Raw genomic sequence first — 22207 nt, forward strand, 5'->3', positions numbered from 1 at the left:
TCTCCGCGTTAAACAATCTCTCCATAAGGAAACGATCATGAGCAAGCTCGCAGGCAAGGTAGCCATCGTCACGGGTGCATCGAAGGGTATCGGCGCCGCTATCGCCAAGGCACTCGCGGCAGAAGGCGCGTCGGTCGTGGTCAACTATGCAAGCAGCAAGGCAGGCGCCGATGCCGTCGTTGCCGCTATCACCGCGGATAACGGCAAGGCGGTGGCCGTCGGCGGCGATGTGTCGAAGGCAGCGGATGCGAAAGGCATCGTCAATGCGGCGATCGAAACGTATGGACGTCTCGACATCCTCGTCAACAACTCGGGCGTCTACGAGTTCTCCCCGATCGAAGAGATCACCGAGGAGCATTTCCACAAGCAGTTCAATACCAACGTGCTGGGCGTGCTGCTCACGACGCAAGCCGCTGTCGGCCATCTGGGCGAAGGCGCGAGCATCATCAACGTGAGTTCGGTCGTGACCAGCATCACGCCGGCGACGAGCGCCGTCTATAGCGGCACGAAGGGCGCCATCGATGCGATCACCGGCGTGCTGGCTCGCGAGCTGGGCCCGAGGAAGATTCGCGTGAACTCGATCAACCCGGGCGTCGTGGTGACGGAAGGTACGCACGCGGCGGGCATCATCGGTTCCGAATTCGATGCAGCCGCGCTCAGTCAGACGCCGCTCGGCCGCCTGGGCCAGCCGGACGACATCGCGACGATCGCGGCTTTCCTCGCATCGGACGATGCGCGCTGGTTGACGGGTGAGCACATCGTCGCGAGCGGCGGCATGCGGTAAATAGAAGCACACTCGCCCGGCTCCCGCCGGGCGATCTGGCTCTAAGAGGTGCTTTCCGGACTCGCCGATATCGAAAGCACAGCATCGCGCTTTTCGAGCAGATGGTGACGCAGGATGGCGGACAGGCGCTTGCCGTCACGCGCATCGAGCGCTTCGAGCATTTCCTCGTGATCGTGAATCGCGCGGTCCCACTTCGGCGTCTGGAAATTCGACCGGAAGCGCAGCGCCTGCAAGCGCCGGTTCACCGAGACATATGTCTGCCGCAGCGCCGAATTGCGCGCCGCTTCGTTGATTTTGTCGTGGATCGCCTGATTGCGGCTGTAGTAGCCGGCAAGATCGTTCTGGGCGCGGCACGCAAGCATCGCGTAATGCAAGGCCTTGATCTCCGCGATCTCCGCCGCAGTGATCCGTTCGCACGCGAGTTCGCCCGAAAACGCCTCCAGCCCACTCATCAATTCGAACGTCTCGCGTAACTCGGCCTCGGACATCTTCGAGACCGACGCGCCCCGATTCGGCGAAATCTCGACCAATCCCTCCGACGCCAATACTTTCAGTGCTTCGCGCAGTGGCGTGCGCGAAATGTCGAGTGTTTCGCACAGCTCGCGCTCGTTGAGTTTCTTCCCCGGCTCCAGCACCCCTTCGACGATAAACCGCCTCAGATGATCGACAACTGTGTCGTGCAGACGTTGCCGTTCGACTTTTGGCAGCAGGGGCGGGGCGTCCTTACCGATTTCGAGATTTTGCATACAAAATGCTCCTGATCTTTGCCGACATTTTATCTCAACTCTGGCGATGCTCGAAATAACGGGGTAAACACTAGTCGAAATTCACTTGGTGGATGTGCGTCTCCAGTCGTATAGTTTTTTGCATGCAAAATTCAATCGGAGGAGCCAAATGCTCAAGTTAGACTTTCACCCCGCCGGACGCCACTTCCTGCAAATCCCCGGACCGAGCCCGGTGCCGGATCGCATCCTGCGCGCGATGAGTTACCCGACCATCGACCACCGTGGCCCCGAATTCGGCGCGCTCGGCCTGAAGGTGCTCGACGGCATCAAGAAAATTTTCAAGACGCAGCAGCCGGTCGTGATCTATCCGGCGTCGGGCACGGGCGCCTGGGAAGCAGCGCTCGTCAACACGCTGAGCCCCGGCGACACCGTCCTGATGTTCGAAACGGGCCACTTCGCCACGCTCTGGAAAAAGATGGCGGAAAGCCTGGGCCTCAAGCCCGAATTCCTCGGCTTGCCCGGCGTCGAAGGCTGGCGGCGCGGGGTGCAGTCGCAGATGATCGAAGAGCGCCTGCGTGCCGACACTGAACGCAAGATCAAGGCGGTCTGCGTCGTGCACAACGAGACGTCGACGGGTGTCACGTCGGACATCGCCGCCGTGCGCCGCGCCATCGATGCCGCCGATCACCCCGCGCTGTTCCTCGTCGATACGATCTCAGGCCTTGCAAGCGCTGACTATCGCCATGACGAATGGGGCGTGGACGTCACCGTGTCCGGTTCGCAGAAGGGCTTGATGCTGCCGCCGGGGATCAGCTTCAACGCGGTATCGAAGAAGGCGCTGGCCGCGAGCAAGGAGGCGAAGTTGCCGCGCAGCTTCTGGGGCTGGGACGAAATCATCGAGATGAACAAGGGCGGCTACTGGCCCTACACGCCGAACACGAACCTCCTGTACGGCCTGAACGAAGCGCTCGAAATGATCACCGACGAAGGGCTCGACAACGTCTTCGCGCGCCACAACCGTCTCGCTGAAGCGTGCCGCCGCGCGGTGCGCGCGTGGGGTCTCGAAATCCAGTGCGAAGACCCGGCCGTGTACAGCCCGGTGCTCACTGGCGTGATGACGCCGCAAGGCATCGACGCCGACGCCGTGCGCAAAGTGATCTACGAACGCTTCGACATGTCGCTTGGAACCGGCCTCGGCAAGATGAAGGGGCGCATGTTCCGCATCGGGCATCTCGGCGACTGCAACGATCTCACGCTGATGGCGACGCTCGCCGGCTGCGAGATGGGCCTGCAACTGGCGGGCGTCCCGCTCGCGGGAAGCGGCTTGCCGGCGGCGATGGCTTTCCTTGCCTCGGAAGCAAAAGCCGCGACGCTAAAAGCCGCTGCCTGATCCCAACCCGTACCCGAGCCTGAACGCGCCGCGCAAGAGAACGCGGCCGCTCGAACTCGGCTGCGCGTCATCGACGGCGCGCTGCCGGCGCACATAAAGTCACGGAGACAAACGATGAAACGGTTTCGTATCAACAGTGCGACAAGCATCGTTCTAATCATGTTGTGCATCATGTATTTCATCACCTACCTCGATCGCGTGAATGTCAGCACGGCGGCGGCGGGATTCGGCAAGGAGTTCGGTCTTTCGAATACGCAGATCGGGCTCGTGTTCTCCGCTTTCGCGTATCCGTATCTGGTGTTTCAGGTTATCGGCGGCTGGGTCAGCGACCGCTTCGGCGCGAAGCGCACGCTGCTGTTCTGCGGCGCTCTATGGGCGCTGGCGACGCTGCTGACGGGCTTCGCGGGCGGTCTCGCATCGCTCCTGGCCGCGCGAGTGCTGCTCGGTTTGGGGGAGGGCGCGACCTTCCCGGCGGCGACGGCTGCGATGTCGCGCTGGGTCGCGAAGGAGCGGCGCGGCTTCGCGCAGGGCATCACGCATGCGGCGGCGCGCATTGGCAACGCGGTGGCGCCGGGTGCGATCGTCGTGGTGATGGCGGCTTATGGATGGCGTGAGTCGTTCTTTATCTGCGGGGCGATCAGCCTTGTGTGGGTTGCGGTCTGGTGGCTCACGTTCACCGAGCATCCGAAGGACCATCCGCGCATCACCGCCGCCGAGCTCGAAGTGCTTCCGCCGCCGAAGCCGAAGCCCGCCAAGGTACCGTGGATGCCGCTCTTCAAGCGCATGATGCCGGTGACGATCGTCTATTTCTGCTACGGCTGGACGTTGTGGTTGTTCCTGAGCTGGATACCGCAGTATTTCTTGCACAGCTATCACCTCGACCTCAAGAAATCGGCGATCTTCGCGTCCGCCGTGTTCTTTGCGGGCGTGGTGGGCGATACGTTGGGCGGGATCGTCACGGACAAGCTGCTCGAACGTACCGGCAGCCTCAAGCGCGCACGCAGCTACATGGTGTCGGTGTGCATGCTGCTCACGCTTGCTTCGCTCGTTCCGCTGATGTTCACGCACAACCTGTATCTGTCGATGGCGTGTCTTGCCGCCGGGTTCTTCTTCGCGGAAATGACGATCGGGCCGATGTGGGCCATTCCGATGGACATCGCTCCGCAGTATTCCGGCACTGCGAGCGGCATGATGAATACGGGTTCGGCGCTGGCCGCGATCATTTCGCCGGTGCTGTCGGGGTATCTGATCGACCGCTTCGGCAGTTGGGAACTGCCGTTCGTTGGGAGCATGGTGCTGATGGCGATCGGCGTCGTGCTCGCGTTCCGGATGCAGCCGGAGAGCAAGTTCGAGCTTGCCGCCACGCCCGGTAAGCATGCGGCTTCTTCGCGGATTGGCGCCTAGCGGCGGGGGCGGTTTTTGTCTTAACCGTTTGATGCGCTAGTGCTCCCAGGAAACTTGCTTTCTTAGCGGTCTATTAGCTCTGCCCCTGTCCGGGGCGGGACTCACTTTCTTTGCTGCTGCAAAGAAAGTAAGCAAAGAAAGCAGCTTTCAACCGCCAGTGCTAACCAATCCATCACTAGCGTTTGATTGGGATTGGCGCTGGAGAGTAAGTGTCGCCCTCACGGTGTAACCGGGCTTGGCTCGCGGACCCACTGTGGCAACTCGCAGTACAACGGACCGGTGCAGCAGTCATACATCCGTCATGGCGCTTCGCGCTCAGACGCTGGGTGCATCGGGCAGGGCGTAGGGAATTAAGGCAAGAGGAGCGCAAGCAAAAGATGGTTTTTGTGAATCTGACGTCGGAGCGGAGCGAGGACGGCGCTATCCTCGCGCTACGCGCTTAGACGATGAGTGCAAGCGCAGGAGTCAAGTTAAGTGGACGCTAGTCAAACGATGGGTTTTAGTGGACCCCACGTCGGAGCGAAGCGAGGACGGAGCCAAACGGAGTGCACACCACTCAGAGGAAGTGCGCGTTGTCACAGTGGGTCCGCGAGCCAAGCCCGGTTCCATCGTGAGGGCGACACTTACTCTCCAGCGCCAATCCCAATCAAATGCTCGTGGTGGATTGTTAGTTTTGGCGGTGGGAAGCTGCTTTCTTTGCTTACTTTCTTTGCAGCAGCAAAGAAAGTGAGTCCCGCCCCGGACAGGGGCAGAGCAAATAGACCGCTAAGAAAGCAAGTTCCATCGAAGCCCAAGCGCATCAAACGGTGTTAAGCAACCCAACCCCACCCCGAGCGCCAGCAAACATCACGAAGGTACTCACATGACTCCTCCGACCTCAGGCTTGCTCGTAAAGCCGATCCATCTGGTCCCGTCGTCGGCGCGTTACGCGTCGCCTCTCGCGCGGCGGCTGCGCGAAGCCTTGCGCGGCGACGTCTACTTCGATACCGCGAGTCGCGGCCGCTATTCCACCGATGCGTCTATCTACCAGATCATGCCGACCGGCGTCGTCGTGCCGCGCGATCAGGACGACCTGCGCGCGGCGCTCGAAATCGCCCGCAACGAGAAGGCGGCGGTGCTCGCGCGCGGCGCGGGAACGAGCCAGTGCGGGCAGACGGTGGGTGAAGCGCTCGTCATCGACACGACGAAGTGGCTCAACAACATCGTTTCCTTCGATGCGAACGCGCGCACCGTGACGGTCGAGCCGGGCGTCGTGCTCGATCACCTGAACGCGTGGCTGAAACCGCACGGCCTGTGGTTTCCCGTCGACGTATCGACGGCCGCGCAGTGCACGATCGGCGGGATGGCCGGCAACAACTCGTGCGGCTCGCGCTCGATCGAATACGGCAACATGGTGCACAACGTGCTGTCGATCGATGCCGTGCTCGCCGACGGCAATGAAGCGCGCTTCCAGTCGCTGAACCTGCCCGCGGACGACGCGCGGCTGAAAGGCATCATCGATGGCGTACGCCGCATCGCGACGCGCGAGCGCAGCGAAATCGCCGAGCGCATGCCAAAGGTGCTGCGCCGCGTGGCGGGCTACAACATCGACCTGTTCGATTGCCAGAATCCGCTCGCCTACACCGATGACGGCTCGGCGAACCTCGCGCATCTGCTGGTCGGATCGGAGGGGACGTTGGCCTTCAGCCGCCAGCTCACTCTGAAGCTCGCGCCGCTGCCCGCGCACAAGACGCTCGGCGTCGTGAACTTCCCCACCTTCTACCAGGCGATGGACTTCGCACAGCACATCGTGAAGCTGCGCCCGACGGCGGTCGAACTCGTCGACAGCACGATGATCGAGTTGTCCCTCACCAATCCGGCGTTTCGTCCGGTGATCGAGAAGGCGTTGGTCGGCAAACCGGCTGCGATCCTGCTCGTCGAGTTCGCAGGCGACGATCACGCGGCGCAGGTACAACGTCTCGCGCAACTCGACGACCTGATGAGCGACCTCGGCCTGCCCGGATCGGTCGTGAAAATGCCCGAGGCCGACGAGCAAAAGGCGCTGTGGGAAGTGCGCAAGGCGGGCCTCAACATCATGATGAGCATGAAGGGCGACGGCAAGCCGGTGTCTTTCATCGAGGACTGCGCGGTGCCGCTCGAACACCTCGCGGAGTATACGAACCGGCTGACCGCGATGTTCCACGAGCACGGCACGGAAGGGACGTGGTACGCGCACGCGAGCGTCGGCACACTGCACGTGCGGCCGATTCTCGACATGCGCCGCGATGGCGCCGCGAAAATGCGCGCAATCGCGGAGCAGGCCGCCGAACTCGTGCGCGAGTACAAGGGCGCGTATTCGGGCGAACATGGCGACGGCCTGTGTCGCGGCGAATGGGTCGCGTGGCAATACGGGCCGCGCATCAACCGGGCGTTCAGCGAGATCAAGCAACTGTTCGATCCGGAGAATCGCTTCAGCCCCGACCGGATCGTGCGTCCCCCGAAAATGGACGACGCGCGCAACTTTCGCTTCGCGCCGGGGTATCGAGAGAAGGCGTTCACGCCGTCGCTAGACTGGTCGGCGTGGAACGTGACGCGCGATCCGCTCACGGGCGCCGAAACGCTCCCCGGTACCGGCGACGACCTGAGCGGCGGCCTCGCCAAGGCCGTCGAGATGTGCAACAACAACGGCCATTGCCGCAAGTTCGACGCCGGCACGATGTGCCCGAGCTATCGCGTGACGAAGGACGAACAGCACGTCACGCGCGGACGCGCCAACACGCTGCGCCTCGCGATTTCCGGACAACTCGGCGACGAAGGGCTCGCGAGCCGCGACGTGAAGGAGACGCTCGACCTGTGTGTGTCGTGCAAAGGCTGCAAACGCGATTGCCCGACCGGCGTCGACATGGCGAAGTTCAAGATAGAGGCGCGCGCGGCGTGGGCGAAGCGCCACGGCATCACGCTGCGCGAAAAGATGGTCGCATATATGCCGCGCTATGCGCCCCATGCGGCGCGGGCCGGCGGCTTGATGGCGGCTGCCGAGCGCATTCCGGTGGTGTCCGCGTGGGTGAAGCGCGCGATCGGCTTCGCGCCCGAGCGATCGATGCCGCGTTTTCGCAAGTCGTTCCTGTCGGACGCGGTGAAACTCGGCACGAACGCATCGGCGGCGAAGGAAGTGCTGCTCTTCGTCGATACCTTCAACAACTACATGGAGCCGGACAACGCCCGCGACGCGCAACGCGTGCTCGAAGCCGCCGGTTACACCGTGCACTTCAATACGCGCGAAGGCGAGCGGCCGGTCTGCTGCGGGCGGACCTTTCTCGCGGCGGGTCTCGTCGACGAAGCGAAACGCGAAGCGCGGCGCTTGCTCGATACACTGATGCCGTTCGTGGAGCGCGGCGTCGCGGTGGTCGGACTGGAGCCTTCCTGCCTGCTCTCGATGCGCGACGAATTCCTGCAATACGGCTACGGCGAGGAAGCGCGCAAACTCTCGGAATCGGCGTTCCTGTTCGAGGAGTTTCTCGTGCGCGAGAAGGCGGCGGGGCGCCTGAACCTCCTGCTGCGCGCGCTCGATGCGCCCCGCGCATGGGTCCACGGCCATTGCCACCAGAAAGCGTTCGACGCGTTTCGCCCCGTGCAGACCGTGCTCGGCTGGATTCCGGGGCTGGAAGTGAAGGCGATCGAGTCGTCGTGCTGCGGGATGGCCGGCAGCTTCGGCTACGAGGCGGAGCACTACGCGGCATCGAAGGCGATGGCGGAGCTGTCGCTCTTGCCCGCCGTGCGCCAGGCGGCGCGAGGAGATGTTATCGTCGCCGACGGCACCAGTTGCCGCCATCAGATACACGACGGCGCGGCGGCCGAGGCCCTGCACGTCGCGCGCGTGCTGGCCCTTGCACTCGATTCCGGATCATCCACATGACACTTGCTGTTCCTCCCGCCGCGCTCGTCGGCGATTCGCTCGGGCGCGTCGGCACGCCGTCGCTCCTGATCGACCTCGATGCCTTCGATGCCAACCTGCACGAGATGGCGGCCTTCGCAGCATCGAGCGGAGTCGCGCTACGGCCGCACGCGAAAGCGCACAAATCGAGCGCCATCGCGACGAGGCAAGTGGCGGCGGGCGCGGTCGGCGTGTGCTGCCAGAAGCTGAGCGAGGCGTATCCGTTCGCGGCGGCGGGTATCGAAAGCATTCACGTCAGCAACGAGTTCTTCGGCGCGGACAAGCTCGCGATGGCTGTGGAACTCGCGTCGCACGTGCGCTTGAGCGTGTGCGTCGATGCGCGCGTCCAGGTGGACGCGCTCGGCAAAGCGGCGGCGCGGGCGGGCGTCACGATCGACGTGCTGCCCGAAGTCGATGCCGGCCAGCATCGCTGTGGCGTGACGACCCCGGCTGCGCTCCTCGGACTCGTCGACGCCGTGACCGCGCACGCGTCGCTGCGCTTCGCGGGCGTGCAGGCGTATCACGGCGGCGCGCAGCACATTGCCGGGTGGAACGCGCGCAAGGAAGAAGCAGCGCGCACCGCCGACCGGACGGCCGCGTTCCTGCGAGCACTCGAAGCGCGCGGCGTCCGATGCGCGGTCGTGACGGGCGGCGGAACGGGCACGGTCGAATTTGATGCCGTGAGCGGCGTCTACACGGAAGTGCAGCCCGGCTCGTACCTCTTCATGGATGGCGACTACGGCGGCCTCGACTGGTCCGGCGCGATGCGACCCCGCCACAGCCTCTTCGTCCTCTCGACGATCATGAGCGCGGCGCGCGAGGGCATCGCCGTGTGCGATGTGGGACTGAAGGGCTTGGCTGTCGATTCGGGATTGCCGCGCAGTGTCGGCTGGGCACCTGGGTCGAAAGGACCGGCGCTGCGGTACGTCGCCGCGAACGACGAACACGGCATGCTCGAAGCGGACGGCGATACCGCCGGCGTGATCGGCGAGCGCGTTCTGCTGCCGCCGGGACATTGCGATCCGACGGTGAATCTTTATGACGAATATGTGTGCTTTCGAGGCGATCGCGTGGAAGCAATATGGCCGATCGACGCGCGGGGATTGTCGCGGTAATCGGCACGCGCGAATCGAGTTCACCACGCGGGCGCGCGCGTTCAAAGCGTTAGCGCGCCTTCGTCCGGCCGCTCTTCCTGGCGCTTCCCGCGCGAGGCGCGTCCTTGGCTGCCGGTACGCCGCCGTTCAACTGCTCCATCCACGACAGCGCATCGACGTAGGAAAGAAACTGCTGCAAATACCCCGGCGACAGCTCGCGCATCAGCGAAAGCGACCGATGCACAAGGCTGCTCGAATTGAGCGGACCGGCGTTCCCCGGCACTTGCGCGAGCGATTGGCGCAACTGCCGCGCGGTGCTGACGCGCGACCAGGTTTCCCTGAAGTGATCGAGCGCCTCCAGTTCGGGATACGTGCTTGCGTCGTCCGAAACGTTGCTGGCGATGTAATCGACCAGTTCGGCGAGCGGTCCGCGAGTGGTTTCGATCGGCGGTGACGCTGCGCAATCGTTCTTGTCCAGATCGTCCGCATAGGCTTCGAGCAGCCCCGCAAGCCGCTCATCCAGAATCCGGCGCGCTTCGCCAACGTGACCGGCCGCGCGCCGTTCCAGCGCATCGATAAAAAGAAACCGCACCGGATTCAGCCGATCGGCGCCGCGCTCGCGCCATGCATCGAGCATTTCCCGGGCGGTGCTCGTCGTCATGACGCAGCCTTCGCGGTCGATGATGGCCTCGGCATCGGCGCCATCTCGACGCGGCGATTCTTCGCGCGCCCGGCGTCGTCGGCGTTCGAACTCACCGGCTGACCCGAGCCGAACGCCGCCGCGAATACCGACGAGGAGGGCACGCCTTCGTCGATCAGCGCGCGCGTCACCGTCAGCGCGCGCTGCGCGGACAATTCCCAGTTGTCGGCAAAGCGTCGATTGCCTTCGCGGACCTGCCGGTCATCGGTGAAGCCGCTCACCATCAAAATCTCTTCGCGAGCCCGCAGATACGCGGACAGCGGCCCCGCAAGGCTCTTCAGCAAGTCCCGTCCCTCGGGCCGCAACTGATCGGAATTCAGCGCGAAAAGCACGCTCCCGCTGATCCCGATGCGCCCGTTGACCAGCGTCACGCGCCCCGCCGCGAGCGGCCCGGCGAGCGCCTCTTCGAGCGTCTTGCGGCGCTGCGTCTCCGCCTGACGCTGCTTGACCTCCTGATCCAGCTTGCTCGACAGTTCGAGCTGCACGCCGATCACGCCCACCAGAATCAGCACGAACACACCCAGCAGCACGGACATCAAGTCGCCGAAGACGGGCCAGATCGGTGCGGCCGGCTCCACGCCGCCGTCGATGTCTTCGCTCATGCCGCTTCGGCTCCGGCGGACGCGCGCTGGCCGGCGAGCTGCTGCAATTCCTCGACGATCTGCTTTTGCGACAGCATGCTCAAGTCGATGACTTCCCGCGCCTGCGCGACGTAATAGGCAAGCTGCTCGTCGCTGCGGGCGAGCGACTTGTCGAGCGCGGTTTCGATGCGCTGCAGGTGCGCCGCGAGCTTGTCATTCGACGCGCCGAACACGTGCACGGCCGCGCCGAACGCTTCGCCAAGGCTCGCCACCTCGACGGCGCTGCCGGTCACTTGCGCGGCCACCGCACCGAGCTTGCCGGTTTCGGCCTCGACGTGATCGGTAAATCTGGTGCCGACGCGATCCAGCAGATCCGCCGACGTCGACACGAGCGCGTCGACAGCCGTGCGCTGCTCGGTGGACGCGTGGTTCACGGCATCGAGCAGGGTTTCGAGCGTGGCGAGCAGGCGGCTGCGTTCTTCGAGCATCGCGGTATCGCGGACCATGCTGTCGGAGAGCTTCTGGCGCAATTCCGCGACGACTTCCGCCGCCGCGCGCGGCGCTTCCGACGCGGCCTGCACGAGCCGCGAGATCTCGCCGATGGTGTCGGCAGCGTGCGCTTTGGTTTGCGCGGTCATGTCGCGGGCGGTGCGTTCGAGCGTGTCGCAGATTTCCTGCTGACGGGCCGCGGCGTGCGTGCTGGTCGCCTGCCAGTCGGCGTGGAGTGCGGATGCCATCGATCCGAGCGATGCGGTCCATGCCGCGAGGCGCTCCTCGTCGCGCGACGCGAGTTCGGTGCGCAAGCCTGCGTGCGACTGGTTGAGCGCGCGCAACAGCGACTGCGAGTGCTGCTCGAAGGTTGCGGCGGCGGCCGACAGCGCTTTCTGGTTGTCGGCGGCGAGCGTTTCGCCGGCGCGTTCCTGTCGCGAGAGCGCTTCGTTCCACGCTGCCGAGACGCTGTCCGCCGTCGTGTCGAGGCGCGCGGCGACGTTGTCCAGCAGGCCGGCCGAGCGGTGTTCGAAGGTGCCGGTGAAGCCGTCGAGCGTGGTGCGCAGGTCTTGCGCGAGTGCTTCGCTCGATTGCTGGTGGCCGGCGAGCGCCTGCTTCCAGAGGTCGGCGAGAGTCGCGGTAGCCGATTCGAGACCGGTCGAAACACCGGCGAGTTGCCGCTCGACCGCGTTTGTGACGGTGTCGTGCAGCGTGGCCGTATCGCGCGCGATGCTTGTCATCGTCGATTCGATACCGGTCGTCAAATCGCTGAGTTGCCGCGCGACGGCGCTTGTGACTGTCTCGTGCAACGTGGCGGTATCACCTGCAATTTTGGTAACCGTCGATTCCAAACCGGTCGTCAGTCCGCCAAGTTGCCGCTCTACCGCGCTGGTAACCGTGTCGTGCAACGTAGCCGTGTCGCGTGTGATGTTCGCTAACGTCGATTCAAGGCCGGTCGTCAATCCGCCAAGTTGCCGCTCTACCGCGTTTGTAACCGTGTCGTGCAACGTAGCCGTGTCGCGTGTGATGCTTGCTAACGTCGATTCGAGGCCGCTGGAAACCCCGCCGAGTTGTCGCTCCACCGCGTTCGTGACGGTGTCATGCAGCGTGGCTGTTTCCCGCGCGATGCCTGCCATCGTCGCCTCCATGACCGGCTGAAGCGCGGCCCCGGCGGCGCGCGCGCTTTCCGCGACGCTCCGTCTCAACGACTGCTCGACCGACGACGCCAGCCGCGTATAGGCCGCTTCGGTCTTGCCGTGGAACGCGTCCTGGCTCGCGATCTGGCGCTCGTTCAGCGCGAGGCTCTGACGCTCGATGGCCGTCATCATCGATTGCAGCCGATCGACCAGGGTCGGCATCAGCTCGGACTGACGTTGCAGCAGCCGGAAAGCCTCGTCGCGCTGATGCGCCTGCGAGAAAACGCGCAAGGTCGTCGCGATCCTGACATCGAGCGTCTGCGCCGCCTCGATCCGCTCGCGCCGGAACAGCGCGGACAGCAACCCGAGCATCGCCGACGTTGCGACGCCCGCGATCGACGTGCCGAACGCGAACCCCAGCCCCTTGACCGGCGCGGCGAGCGACGCGCGGATCGCCTGCAGATCGGAAGCGCTTTCGAGCGCCATGCCGGTGCCGCGCAGTGTCGCGACCATGCCGAGCAGCGTGCCGAGCATGCCGAGCAGCACCAGCAGACCGACTAGATACGGCGTCAGCGCCGGGCCGGGCAGAGCCACGCGCTCACCCTCGACGCGCAGCCGCACCGCATTGCGCAGGCTCGGGTGCAGCCGATCGAGCCAGCCGGCGATCCCCGGCGGCGGTCCGGCAAGGCCGCTTACAGCGCCCGACAGCGTGGCCGTGGCCTGGCTGTAGCGCCACAATTCGAGCGCGCCCGCGACGTAGCAGGCGCCGATCAGCAGCGTGACGGCGAACGCCAGCGGGTTCGAGACGACGTAGCCGCCGCCGATCCAGCACACGGCGGCGAGGCCAGTCAAAAAGACGGCGAGATGAATCGGATATCTGGACATGGCGTCCCGGTTAGCGGGCCTGAAGGGCGGCGAGCAACCCTTCGACCGGTTGAAAACGAATGTCGAGTTCGGCCAGCATGACGCTCTGCAGGTCCTTGCGGAACACGTCGAGCCATGCGCCGGGCGTGTCGTGCTGGGCGTCGTTCGCGGCGAGCGTCGCCTGCTCGGCCCGACGCAGGCGCTCGAAATGGCCGCCGAGCAGCACGGGCACCGTCGCGAACAGGCTGCGTTCGCGTGCGGAGAGCGACTGCTCCATGACGGCATCCACCATCGCGAGCCGGGTCATGGCGGGCGACCTCGTGGCGAGCATCGCCCGCAGACGGGCCCGCACTGTGCCGGTCGACGTTTCCATCGTCTGTTGAAGCGAGAGACAGCGCTGGCGGAAAAAAGCGTAATCGACTGATGTTTCCTGCGCATCATTGCGGCGCTTGACGCTAAATGCGCTGTCGCCGGCGATCGCTTTCGCCAGAGACGCGCGCACGCGGGCGCATTCGTCCCCTTCAGCGTGAGCGCCTGATCGCGCGCCCGGGGCGGCGGGCGGATTGGCGGTCAGCGCGGTCGAGAGGGCGATCGCGTCGGTCCAGCCGAGCCATTGGCTCAGCCGGTCCGAGAGCGATAGTCTGGATTCGGGAACGTCGACGTCCGTCAGGCGCGTCAACAAGCGAATGAGCGTCGGGCCGCTGAAAGCTGTGCGCTGGGAGGCTTGCACGATGCACCAGAGTGTGAAAAACCCGACAGTTTACACGTCCGCGGAGGCAGGTGAGTTTCGGTTGGGGTCGTCGCGGGTCGTTTGTAATGCCAGCAAGGCTTGGCGCGGTTTGAGAGTCATCCGAGACGTAAAAAGCATCAAGCAGGAAGATTCCGATGGCAAAACGCCTGATCCTAAATTCGGCTTACCATGCTCGTAAGCCCTGAGAAAGGAGTCCACGATGCGCACGAGAAGGGTCAGCCACGCGCGGCGCGCGTTTCTCCGCCAGTCGGGCGCGGTCCCGCCGACGCTGCTCCTGCTCGCGTTCGGCCGGCCCGGCACCAGCCGCGCCGCCACTGTTCTCCCGACGCCCGCCTGCGCTGGCGATCACGAATCGACTCCGCGTCAGACCGCCGGCCCGTTCTTCCTGCCGCGCTCGCCGGAGCGCGCGTCGTTGCTGGGGCCGGGGATCGGCGGGACGCGGATCGTCGTGACGGGGCGGGTGATGTCGACGCGCTGCCAGCCCGTGCCGGGCGCGCTGCTCGACTTCTGGCACGCCGACGACGCCGGCGACTACGACGTCCACGGCTATCGCCTGCGCGGCCACCAGTTCGCCGACAGCGACGGGCGCTATCGGCTGGAAACTATCGTGCCGGGCGTGTATCCGGGACGCACGCGGCATTTTCACGTCACGGTGCAGGCGCCGAACGGCCGGCCGCTCACGACCCAGATGTACTTCCCCGGCGAGCGGCAGAACGCGCAGGATTCGCTGTACGACAGGCGGCTCTTGCTGACGATCGATGGCGACGCTCACGCCGCGCGTTTCGATTTCGTGCTGGCCTGAACCGCCGATGGACGACGCCACCCGCATCTTCGACCGACTGCGCCGCCGCTTGCAGGGCATCGCGTACCGGATGCTGGGTTCGGTCGCGGAGGCCGAGGACGTCGTGCAGGACGTCTGGCTGCGCTGGCACGCGGCGGCGCGCGAGACGATCGAGAACGCCGAGGCGTGGCTCGTCTCGGTCACGACGCGGCTCTCGATCGACCGCCTGCGCGCCGCGCGCGTGCAGCGCGAGCAGTACGTGGGCATCTGGCTGCCGGAGCCCGAACTCACCGATTCGCCCGACACACCCGAGCAGGTCACCGAGCGCGCGGACGACGTCTCCGTCGCGTTCCTGATGCTGCTCGAACGCCTGAGCCCTGAGGCGCGCGCGGCGTTTCTGCTGCGCGAAGTCTTCGACGCTGACTACGGCGAAGTCGCGAACGCCGTCGGCAAGAGCGAAGCGGCGTGCCGCCAGCTCGTCAGCCGCGCGAAGGCGCAATTGCGAGACGATCGGCCGCGTTTCGCGGTGTCGCGCGAGATTCATTTGCGGCTGTTGAAGGTGTTCGCGCAGGCGCTTGCGCTCGGCGATTTCGCGGCGATCAGTTCGATGCTGGCCGACGATGCGATGCTCATCGGCGATGGCGGTGGACGCGTGCCGAGCTTTCCGAAACCGATGGTCGGCGGGCGGCGTATCGCGCAGCTTTTTTATGCCGCGAACCTGCAGTATGGGGATGCGCAACGGGTGGAGCTCGCGCTGCTCAATGGACAGTGGGCGCTGCTGCGGTTTATCGACGGGGAGCTGGAGTCCGCGCAGTCGTATGAGACCGATGGCGAGCGGATCGTGCGGATTCATGTGCAGCGCAATCCGGCGAAGCTGGCGCGATTGGCGGCGGTGTTCGGGAAGGGGTGAACCGGCTGAGGCTCCTCGGATTGTCGCCTCAAGCGCAACAGGATGAGTCGTTAATTCGAAACCCGAGCCCTTGGGCGAAAGCGGGCTGTTTGTCGCCGTTAGCGACGTCTGTAAATCCGGATAGGACAATGCCAGTACCGTACACGGAGATCCGCCGATCATCAGGCAAGTACTCGACGATCAGCGAACCCAATCGATCAACTTTTGTTATTCCCTATATTGGACCGTTGGCACGGACACGCGCGCCGCGGCGAAAGTCCCTGATCAGACCGTGCGTTCGCGAGGCTCGCTCCCGGTTAATCGGTGGGCGCGGCTGGAGGGGTTCGATCGGACGGCGATACCGGTTGCTCGGTAAAGGATATGAACGGCTTGAGTTCCGGCTGGTAGTTCGCGAGCAAACTCAGAACTGCGCCACCAAAGCGCCGGGCAAATTCATCATCGATCTGGTAATCAAAGTCGTCGAGCAGGACTGGGATATCCAGCTTGCCCGCGCACAAAGGCTGAATCTGGTCGTCAGCAACGGTGTTACAGATCAACATTTTCCGCGCGTCGTCGTAACGCACCACAACTGAACTCGGTGTTCTCTGTCTGCTCATATCGGCCTTGTGTATCCCATGCAAATGTTATATCGATGCCGTGCGTTTTCGAGGCACATCGCGATGCGCGCTGAACCGCCCATCATACGACCGAACGTTTGGCAATCGTCGTGATCCTGCTCCCATTCCGCCAGGCACCGCGCTTGTTCTGCTGGGGAAATGGCAATGTCCTCGACCGCGTTCGATACATCATCCGACAGCGTACCCTCACCCAACTCGAACGACGCTGCCTCGCCGAGCGGCGTCGTCACCGCGCGGTCTTCGCCCCACTTCGAGAGCCCCTCAGGCAAACCGTACTTGCTGATCCATCCCGCGCGCGCGAATAACGGCAACATGCCGAGGGGGTCTCTCAGCACCGCCGCGTGCATGAACTTCTCGTTGATGCTGTCGTTCATCGCTGCGATTTCTTCCCAGGGCGTCGCACTGGCTTCCCACTCCGCTAGCTGCGCCTGATACCGTTCCTGCACGCTTGCATAGCGAGGCGGGTCGTAGTCCTCGACACCCCAGAACGACGACGATCCAGCCTGCTTCGACGCACCCGCAACGCCGGCAACCAGCGGTTTCTCAGGGATCACGACGACACTGCCGCCACGCACCATATCCATCAGCATTTGCACGACGTCAAGATCGGTGCCGCAGTTGGCCAGACGCTCGTGCCAGTGGAAATTCTCTTTAAGGAAGGCGCGCGCCCGGCTGGCTAGTCCCGCGTCCCTGGCCCACACATCCGCATAAGCCGATGCCGTGAACTTCTTGCCCGCTTCGACTGCGTTCCGCCGCTCGTCATCGGGGGCGAAGGGCATGTATCGGTCGCTGTTCCGGTACAGCACGTAGCGGTGCCACGAGTCCGTCTTGAGTTCTGTCGCCATCCAGTCTCGCTCAAAGAACGCCCCGAAGGGCAGCGAATGTGCGACGTTCAAGGAGCGTCGCGCGAAGAATGACGGCTACGTTACCGAGGGAGGGCAGCGGCAAATATCAGATTCCTCCGATTGTCGCTCCACGCGCAACAGCATGAGCCCCTCCTCATGCCTACCGCACGCGCAACCCCACCCCTACGATGACTCCACCCGGCGCCTCGCCGTCACTTGTGGAGAAACCATGTCCCAACGCCTTAAATACATTCAACAATCCCCCGCTCTATTCAAAAAATTCCTCGAATTCAGCAACCTCATCAAGGAAGGCGCGATCGAGGAATCGATCCGCGATCTGGTCGCGATCCGCGCCTCGCAGATCAACGGCTGCGCGTTCTGCGTCGATATGCACGTGAAGCAGGCGAAGATCAACGGCGAGCGCGAACTGCGCATCCATCATCTGACGACGTGGCGCGAATCGACGCTCTTCGCCTCGCGCGAACGCGCCGCGCTCGCGTGGACCGAAGTGCTGACGAAACTGCCCGAAGAGGGCGTTGCCGACGAGCTATACGAACGCGTGCGCACGCAGTTCTCGGAAAAGGAACTGTCCGACCTGACCTACGAAGTGATGGCGATCAACGGCTGGAACCGCGCGAACATCGCGTTCAGGACGGTGCCGGGTTCGTCGGACAAGGCGTTCGGCCTCGACAAGGCCGGTCTCGCCTAATCTGTATGAAGCCGCGGCGCTGCAAGGCCGCGGCGCGACAACCTTCGACCTCATCGAGACCCATCATGTCCAATCCGATGAAAACCGCCTCGCCGATGCTTCTGCTATGCGCCGCGCTGCTGACCCAGCCGGCCGCGGCGGCGGCGCCGGAAGCCGTCGTCACGCCGCTCATGACCGAGCCGCTGCCGGACTATCCCGGCAAGGAAGCGCTGATGATCAGCGTCGTGTACCCGCCCGGCGCCGTGGACCCGATTCACCGCCACGACGCGCACGCCTTCGTCTACGTGCTCGAAGGAACCGTCGTGATGCAGTTGCGCGGCGGCAAGCAAGTCACGCTCAAGCCGGGCCAGACGTTCTACGAAGGCCCGAACGACGTTCACACCGTCGGCCGCAATGCCAGCAAGACGAAACCCGCGAAATTCATCGTCCTGTTGCTGAAGAACAAGGGCGCGCCGGTCCTCACGCCGGTGCAGTAATAAAAACGCCGGGCGCTGTCACAGGTTGTGCAGGTCGAACGTCTTATCGGGTATGGACACTTCGACCCGCACCTTCATGTCTGACATCTCCTTTTCTCGCAGCGCGAACGCCGACGATTCATTCGCGTGCAGTTTCGTCACGAGCTACACGGGCGTCGTCGCGTTCCTCGCGGTGGCCGCCGAAGGCAGCTTCGCAAAGGCAGCGGACCGGCTCGGCATCGGCCGCTCGGCGGTGAGCCGCAACGTGCAGAAGCTCGAAGCGCAACTCGACGCGCGCCTCTTTCAGAGAACCACGCGCCGCACGTCGCTGACGCGCGAAGGCGAACTCTTTTACGAAAACTGTCATCCGGGCGTGGAGCGGATCATGCAGGCGCTCGACGACATGCGCGAACTGCGCAGCGGCCCGCCGCGCGGCCACTTGCGCATCAGCTCGACGACCGGTTTCGGCCGAAGCGTCGTCGGGCCGCTGCTGCGCGGCTTTCACGCGGCGTTCCCCGATATCGCGCTCGAACTGCTTCTCTCCGATAACCCGGCCGATTTCACCGCCGACCGCGTCGATGTCGCTTTCCGCGACGGGCGCATGGAAGACAGCCAGGTGGTCGCGCGACAGTTGATTCCGATGCAGATGTTCGTCTGCGCATCGCCCGGATATGCGAACGCGCACGGCCTGCCGCGCACGATCGAAGAAATCGCCGCGCATCGCTGCATCAATTTGCGCGGGGCGTCGGGCCGCGTGTGCGAGTGGGAATTCAAGGTCGGCGGCCACGCGCAGAAGCTGACACCGAAGGCGCGCCATACGTTCAACGATCCCGATCTCGTCCTTCAGGCCGTGCTCGAAGGCGAGGGCATCGCGCAACTGGCCGGGTACCAGGTGTGCGAACCGTTGCGGCGCGGTCAGTTGCTCTCGTGTCTCGCGCAGCACGCACCCGACGATAGCAACCATTACATCTGCTATCTCTGCCGCAAGCATTTGCCGGCCCGGATTCGCGTCTTCGTCGATTACATGATCGAGCACACGCGCGCGCTCGATCTCGATTGTTTCAGCGGCGTCATCAATCAGACGGTGCAAACTGCGCGCTGATTGGTGTCCCGGGCGCAACACCGAGCGTCCGCGCGGGAGGCTACTGTCCTGCCAGGCCCGCGCCTAGGATGGCTCCTGTACGCGGTCCGGCTTCATTGGATTCACCAAAAGCCCGGCCGCGCGACATCCCGCGGCATCGCGTCCGCGCAATCATCGGAGGGGATCATGAAGATCGTAGTCATCGGCGGTAGCGGACTCATTGGCAGCAAGGTGGTGAAGGAACTGCGCGCGCGGGATCACGAGGCGATCGCGGCATCGCCCGCGTCGGGCGTCAATACGATCACAGGCGAGGGACTGGCCGAGGCGCTGGCGGGCGCGCAGGTCGTGGTCGACGTGGCGAATTCGCCGTCGTTCGCCGACGACGCCGTCCTCGAATTCTTCGAGACGTCGGGCCGCAACCTCTCCGCCGCCGAACGCGCGGCGGGCGTGAAACATCACGTTGCGCTGTCGGTCGTCGGGACGGACCGGCTCGCCGAAAGCGGTTATTTTCGCGGCAAGATCGCGCAGGAGAAGCTGATCCGCGCGGCCGGCATTCCGTACACGATCGTCCATTCGACGCAGTTCCTCGAATTCCTCGGCGGCATCGCGCAATCGGGGACGCAGGGCGACACCGTGCATCTCTCACCGGCCTACATCCAGCCGATCGCCTCCGACGACATCGCGCTCGCCGTCGCCGACTACGCGCTCGGCGAGCCGCTGAACGGCGTGGTCGAAGTGGCGGGGCCGGAGAAAGTGCGCCTGTCGGACCTCGTGCAGCGGTATCTCAGCGCGACGCACGATCCGCGCAAGGTCGTGTCCGATGTCCACGCGCGCTACTTCGGCGCCGAGTTGAAGGACGACACGCTGGTGCCCGGCGCGAATCCGCGTCTCGGCAAGACCGGCTTCGACGCGTGGTTCAGCCAGTCGCAAGCGGTGCGCTGACATCCGCATCATGCCGCCGCCGCTGCTCCCGCAGCCGCTCACGCTGCTCGACAAGTACCACGGGCCCGACTTCAAGCGCTCTATACGACGACCGTGAGCGTGACGGGCGGCGACGCGGCGCACGGCCGCGCGTCTGGCGCCGCCCGCTCGGGCGACGGCAATCTCGACGTCGCCTTGCGCCTGCCGGCCACGCTCGGCGGCCTTGGCGGCGGCACGAACCCCGAGCAGCTTTTCGCGACGGGCTACGCGGCGTGCTTTCACGGCGCGCCAAGCCTTTTGGCCGCGAAAGCCGGTTTCGCGATTCCCGATTCGAAAGTCGGCACCTCGGTCACCTTCGGCCGCGATCCCGTCGATCGCCTCTTCATGCTCAAAGCCGACATCACGATCCGCCTGCCCGGCATCGACCGCGCAGGCGGAAGCGCTCGTGCGCCACACCGAGCGCTTTTGCCCGTACGCGAAGATGGCGCGGCAGGGCATCGTCAATATCGTTTCACTGGCTATCTAACGCCGCGATTCGTCACACCAAACTCCTCCGCAAACCCCTCGCGTATTCCCCGATATCTAGTGATCAGGCCACATGGTCTACTCATCACACCAGCACAAAAAGAAATCGGTTCATACCATCCCCAGGCGGAGGAGGCGAAATGCAAACTGCAGATCTCGCGTCGATCGAACGATCGGCGATTCGCAAGGTGTCGCTACGGCTCGTGCCGTTCGTGGCGCTGATGTTTTTCATCAACTTCCTCGACCGGACCGCGATTTCCTTCGCCGGTCCGAACGGGATGACCAAGGATCTCGGCCTCACCGCCGCGCAGTTCGGGCTCGCCGCGGGCGTGTTCTTCATCGGCTACATCCTGCTGGAGATTCCCAGCAACCTCGCGCTGCACAAGTTCGGCGCGCGCCGCTGGCTCGCGCGGATCATGGTGACGTGGGGCGTCGTCGCGCTGCTGTTCACCTGGGTCAGCAGCATTCAGGGCCTCTACACGCTGCGCTTTCTGCTCGGCGTCGCGGAAGCCGGCTTCTTCCCCGGCGCGATCCTGTTCCTCAGCATGTGGGTGCCCGCGCGGCACCGCAGCCACATCCTCGCGCTCTTTTACCTCGCCCAGCCGCTGACGATCGTGATCGGCGCGCCCCTCGCGTCGCTCCTGATCGAGGCGAACGGCGCGTTCGGCCTCGCCGGCTGGCGGATCATGTTCTTCGGCGTGGCGGTCCCGGCGATCGCGGTCGGTTTCATCGCGTGGTTCTACCTCGCAGACCGGCCGTCGCAGGCCAAATGGCTCACGCCCGCCGAGCAGCAATGGCTCACGGCTGAACTCGAAGCTGAAGAACGCGCGAAGACGCAGTCCGCCGCCCCGCACACGCTGCGTCCCGGCGCCGCGATGATGAGCGGCCGCGTCTGGATGTTCGCGCTGATGTACTTCGGCCTGATCTACGGCCTCTACGCGCTGGCGTTCTTCCTGCCGACGATCATCGGCGGCTTTGAAGGCCGCTTCGGCACGCACTTCAACGTGTTCCAGAAAGGCCTGATCACCGCGATTCCTTACCTGCCGGCCGCAGTCGCGCTGTTCCTGTGGAGCCGCAATGCCACGAAGCGCGGCGTGCGGGCGTGGCACATCGGCATCCCGGCGCTGATCGGCGCGGCGAGCATCCCGGTGGCGCTCTTCATGCGCTCGCCGACGGCCAGCATCGCCGTCATCACGATCACCGCCTGCGCGATCTTCTCCGCGCTGCCGAACTTCTGGGCGCTGCCTGCGCGCTTTCTGTCGGGCGCGGCGGCCGCTGCCGGTATCGCGCTGATCAACACGGTCGGCAATCTCGCGGGCTTCATGGCGCCCTACATCACAGGCGCCGTCAAGGATGCGACGGGTTCCTACCAGGCGCCGATGTTCATCGTCGGGGCCTTCATGCTGATGTCGGCGGGACTCGCGTTCGCCATCGGCTCGACGACGCGGCAAGGTGCGCGCGACGACGCCGTCCCGGCTGGCCTAAAGCCGCACACGCCCGTCAAATAACGCTTTTTCACCGAAACGAATTTC

The 22207-nt window shown here is 64.6% G+C and carries 19 protein-coding genes and 1 pseudogene; 13 read left to right on the forward strand and 7 right to left on the reverse strand.

What is annotated here, in order from left to right; translation table 11 throughout:
• The first annotated feature begins 37 nt into the window (after positions 1-37).
• Positions 38-784 (forward strand): glucose 1-dehydrogenase, encoded by a 747-nt coding sequence (locus tag AWB65_RS11690; RefSeq protein ID WP_087667323.1) that lies wholly within the window; start codon positions 38-40, stop codon positions 782-784.
• Positions 785-825: 41 nt separating this feature from the next.
• Here AWB65_RS11690 and AWB65_RS11695 read toward each other — a convergent pair whose 3' ends face one another.
• The gene (locus tag AWB65_RS11695; RefSeq protein WP_087667324.1) at positions 826-1530 is read right to left on the reverse strand and encodes a GntR family transcriptional regulator; all 705 of its coding nucleotides are present in this window, start codon (positions 1528-1530) and stop codon (positions 826-828) included.
• A gap of 148 nt (positions 1531-1678) precedes the next feature.
• On the opposite strand from AWB65_RS11695, the gene AWB65_RS11700 reads away from it, so the two are divergent.
• The 4 genes from AWB65_RS11700 (at position 1679) to AWB65_RS11720 (ending at position 9331) form a co-directional block, all read left to right on the forward strand.
• The gene (locus tag AWB65_RS11700) at positions 1679-2899 is read left to right on the forward strand and encodes a pyridoxal-phosphate-dependent aminotransferase family protein (protein ID WP_087667325.1); all 1221 of its coding nucleotides are present in this window, start codon (positions 1679-1681) and stop codon (positions 2897-2899) included.
• Between the two features lie 114 nt (positions 2900-3013).
• The gene (locus AWB65_RS11705; RefSeq protein ID WP_087667326.1) at positions 3014-4303 is read left to right on the forward strand and encodes an MFS transporter; all 1290 of its coding nucleotides are present in this window, start codon (positions 3014-3016) and stop codon (positions 4301-4303) included.
• An 862-nt stretch (positions 4304-5165) separates the two neighbouring features.
• Positions 5166-8198, forward strand: a complete 3033-nt coding sequence (locus AWB65_RS11715; RefSeq protein WP_087667328.1) for an FAD-binding and (Fe-S)-binding domain-containing protein — start codon at positions 5166-5168, stop codon at positions 8196-8198.
• Positions 8195-9331: a DSD1 family PLP-dependent enzyme gene (locus tag AWB65_RS11720; protein ID WP_087667329.1), complete on the forward strand. Its 1137-nt coding sequence runs from the start codon at positions 8195-8197 to the stop codon at positions 9329-9331. Before AWB65_RS11715 ends, AWB65_RS11720 begins: the two co-directional genes overlap by 4 nt.
• 49 nt (positions 9332-9380) lie before the next feature.
• Here AWB65_RS11720 and AWB65_RS11725 read toward each other — a convergent pair whose 3' ends face one another.
• From AWB65_RS11725 to AWB65_RS11740, 4 genes are read right to left on the reverse strand one after another with little or no spacing between them, the layout of a single operon-like run.
• Positions 9381-9971, reverse strand: a complete 591-nt coding sequence (locus AWB65_RS11725; RefSeq protein WP_087667330.1) for a DUF2894 domain-containing protein — start codon at positions 9969-9971, stop codon at positions 9381-9383.
• Positions 9968-10612 (reverse strand): OmpA family protein, encoded by a 645-nt coding sequence (locus AWB65_RS11730; RefSeq protein ID WP_087667331.1) that lies wholly within the window; start codon positions 10610-10612, stop codon positions 9968-9970. The genes AWB65_RS11725 and AWB65_RS11730 overlap by 4 nt, the downstream gene beginning before the upstream one ends.
• On the reverse strand, positions 10609-13101 hold the full coding sequence (locus AWB65_RS11735; RefSeq protein WP_087667332.1) for a DUF802 domain-containing protein: 2493 nt from the start codon (positions 13099-13101) through the stop codon (positions 10609-10611). Before AWB65_RS11735 ends, AWB65_RS11730 begins: the two co-directional genes overlap by 4 nt.
• 10 nt (positions 13102-13111) lie before the next feature.
• Positions 13112-13813 (reverse strand): DUF3348 domain-containing protein, encoded by a 702-nt coding sequence (locus AWB65_RS11740; RefSeq protein WP_087667333.1) that lies wholly within the window; start codon positions 13811-13813, stop codon positions 13112-13114.
• Positions 13814-14030: 217 nt separating this feature from the next.
• Between AWB65_RS11740 and AWB65_RS11745 the strand changes: the two genes are divergently transcribed.
• Together AWB65_RS11745 and AWB65_RS11750 are read left to right on the forward strand one after the other, a co-directional pair.
• Positions 14031-14633 (forward strand): dioxygenase family protein, encoded by a 603-nt coding sequence (locus AWB65_RS11745; protein ID WP_087667334.1) that lies wholly within the window; start codon positions 14031-14033, stop codon positions 14631-14633.
• 7 nt (positions 14634-14640) lie between these two features.
• Entirely contained in the window at positions 14641-15522 is an 882-nt protein-coding gene (locus tag AWB65_RS11750) for an RNA polymerase sigma-70 factor (RefSeq protein WP_087667424.1), read from the forward strand.
• Between the two features lie 296 nt (positions 15523-15818).
• Here AWB65_RS11750 and AWB65_RS11755 read toward each other — a convergent pair whose 3' ends face one another.
• On the reverse strand, positions 15819-16085 hold the full coding sequence (locus AWB65_RS11755) for a hypothetical protein (protein WP_235007598.1): 267 nt from the start codon (positions 16083-16085) through the stop codon (positions 15819-15821).
• Between the two features lie 29 nt (positions 16086-16114).
• On the reverse strand, positions 16115-16984 hold the full coding sequence (locus AWB65_RS11760; protein WP_087667336.1) for a hypothetical protein: 870 nt from the start codon (positions 16982-16984) through the stop codon (positions 16115-16117).
• Positions 16985-17213: 229 nt separating this feature from the next.
• Here AWB65_RS11760 and AWB65_RS11765 point away from each other — a divergent pair, with 229 nt between their 5' ends.
• The 6 genes and pseudogenes from AWB65_RS11765 to AWB65_RS11790 all read left to right on the forward strand — a co-directional run bounded on the left by AWB65_RS11765 (position 17214) and on the right by AWB65_RS11790 (position 22183).
• Positions 17214-17693: a carboxymuconolactone decarboxylase family protein gene (locus AWB65_RS11765; protein WP_087667337.1), complete on the forward strand. Its 480-nt coding sequence runs from the start codon at positions 17214-17216 to the stop codon at positions 17691-17693.
• A gap of 77 nt (positions 17694-17770) precedes the next feature.
• Entirely contained in the window at positions 17771-18169 is a 399-nt protein-coding gene (locus AWB65_RS11770; protein WP_087667425.1) for a cupin domain-containing protein, read from the forward strand.
• Between the two features lie 76 nt (positions 18170-18245).
• Complete coding sequence (locus AWB65_RS11775) at positions 18246-19250, forward strand: LysR family transcriptional regulator (protein ID WP_087667426.1); 1005 nt, start codon at positions 18246-18248, stop codon at positions 19248-19250.
• Positions 19251-19415: 165 nt separating this feature from the next.
• Complete coding sequence (locus AWB65_RS11780; RefSeq protein WP_087667338.1) at positions 19416-20171, forward strand: SDR family oxidoreductase; 756 nt, start codon at positions 19416-19418, stop codon at positions 20169-20171.
• 10 nt (positions 20172-20181) lie between these two features.
• Positions 20182-20676 (forward strand): annotated as a pseudogene (locus AWB65_RS11785) (Ohr family peroxiredoxin).
• Positions 20677-20815: 139 nt separating this feature from the next.
• Positions 20816-22183, forward strand: coding sequence for an MFS transporter (locus AWB65_RS11790; protein WP_087667339.1), 1368 nt, complete (start codon positions 20816-20818; stop codon positions 22181-22183).
• Positions 22184-22207 lie beyond the last annotated feature (24 nt).

It is taken from the genome of Caballeronia humi, assembly GCF_001544475.1.
Lineage (GTDB): Bacteria > Pseudomonadota > Gammaproteobacteria > Burkholderiales > Burkholderiaceae > Caballeronia > Caballeronia humi.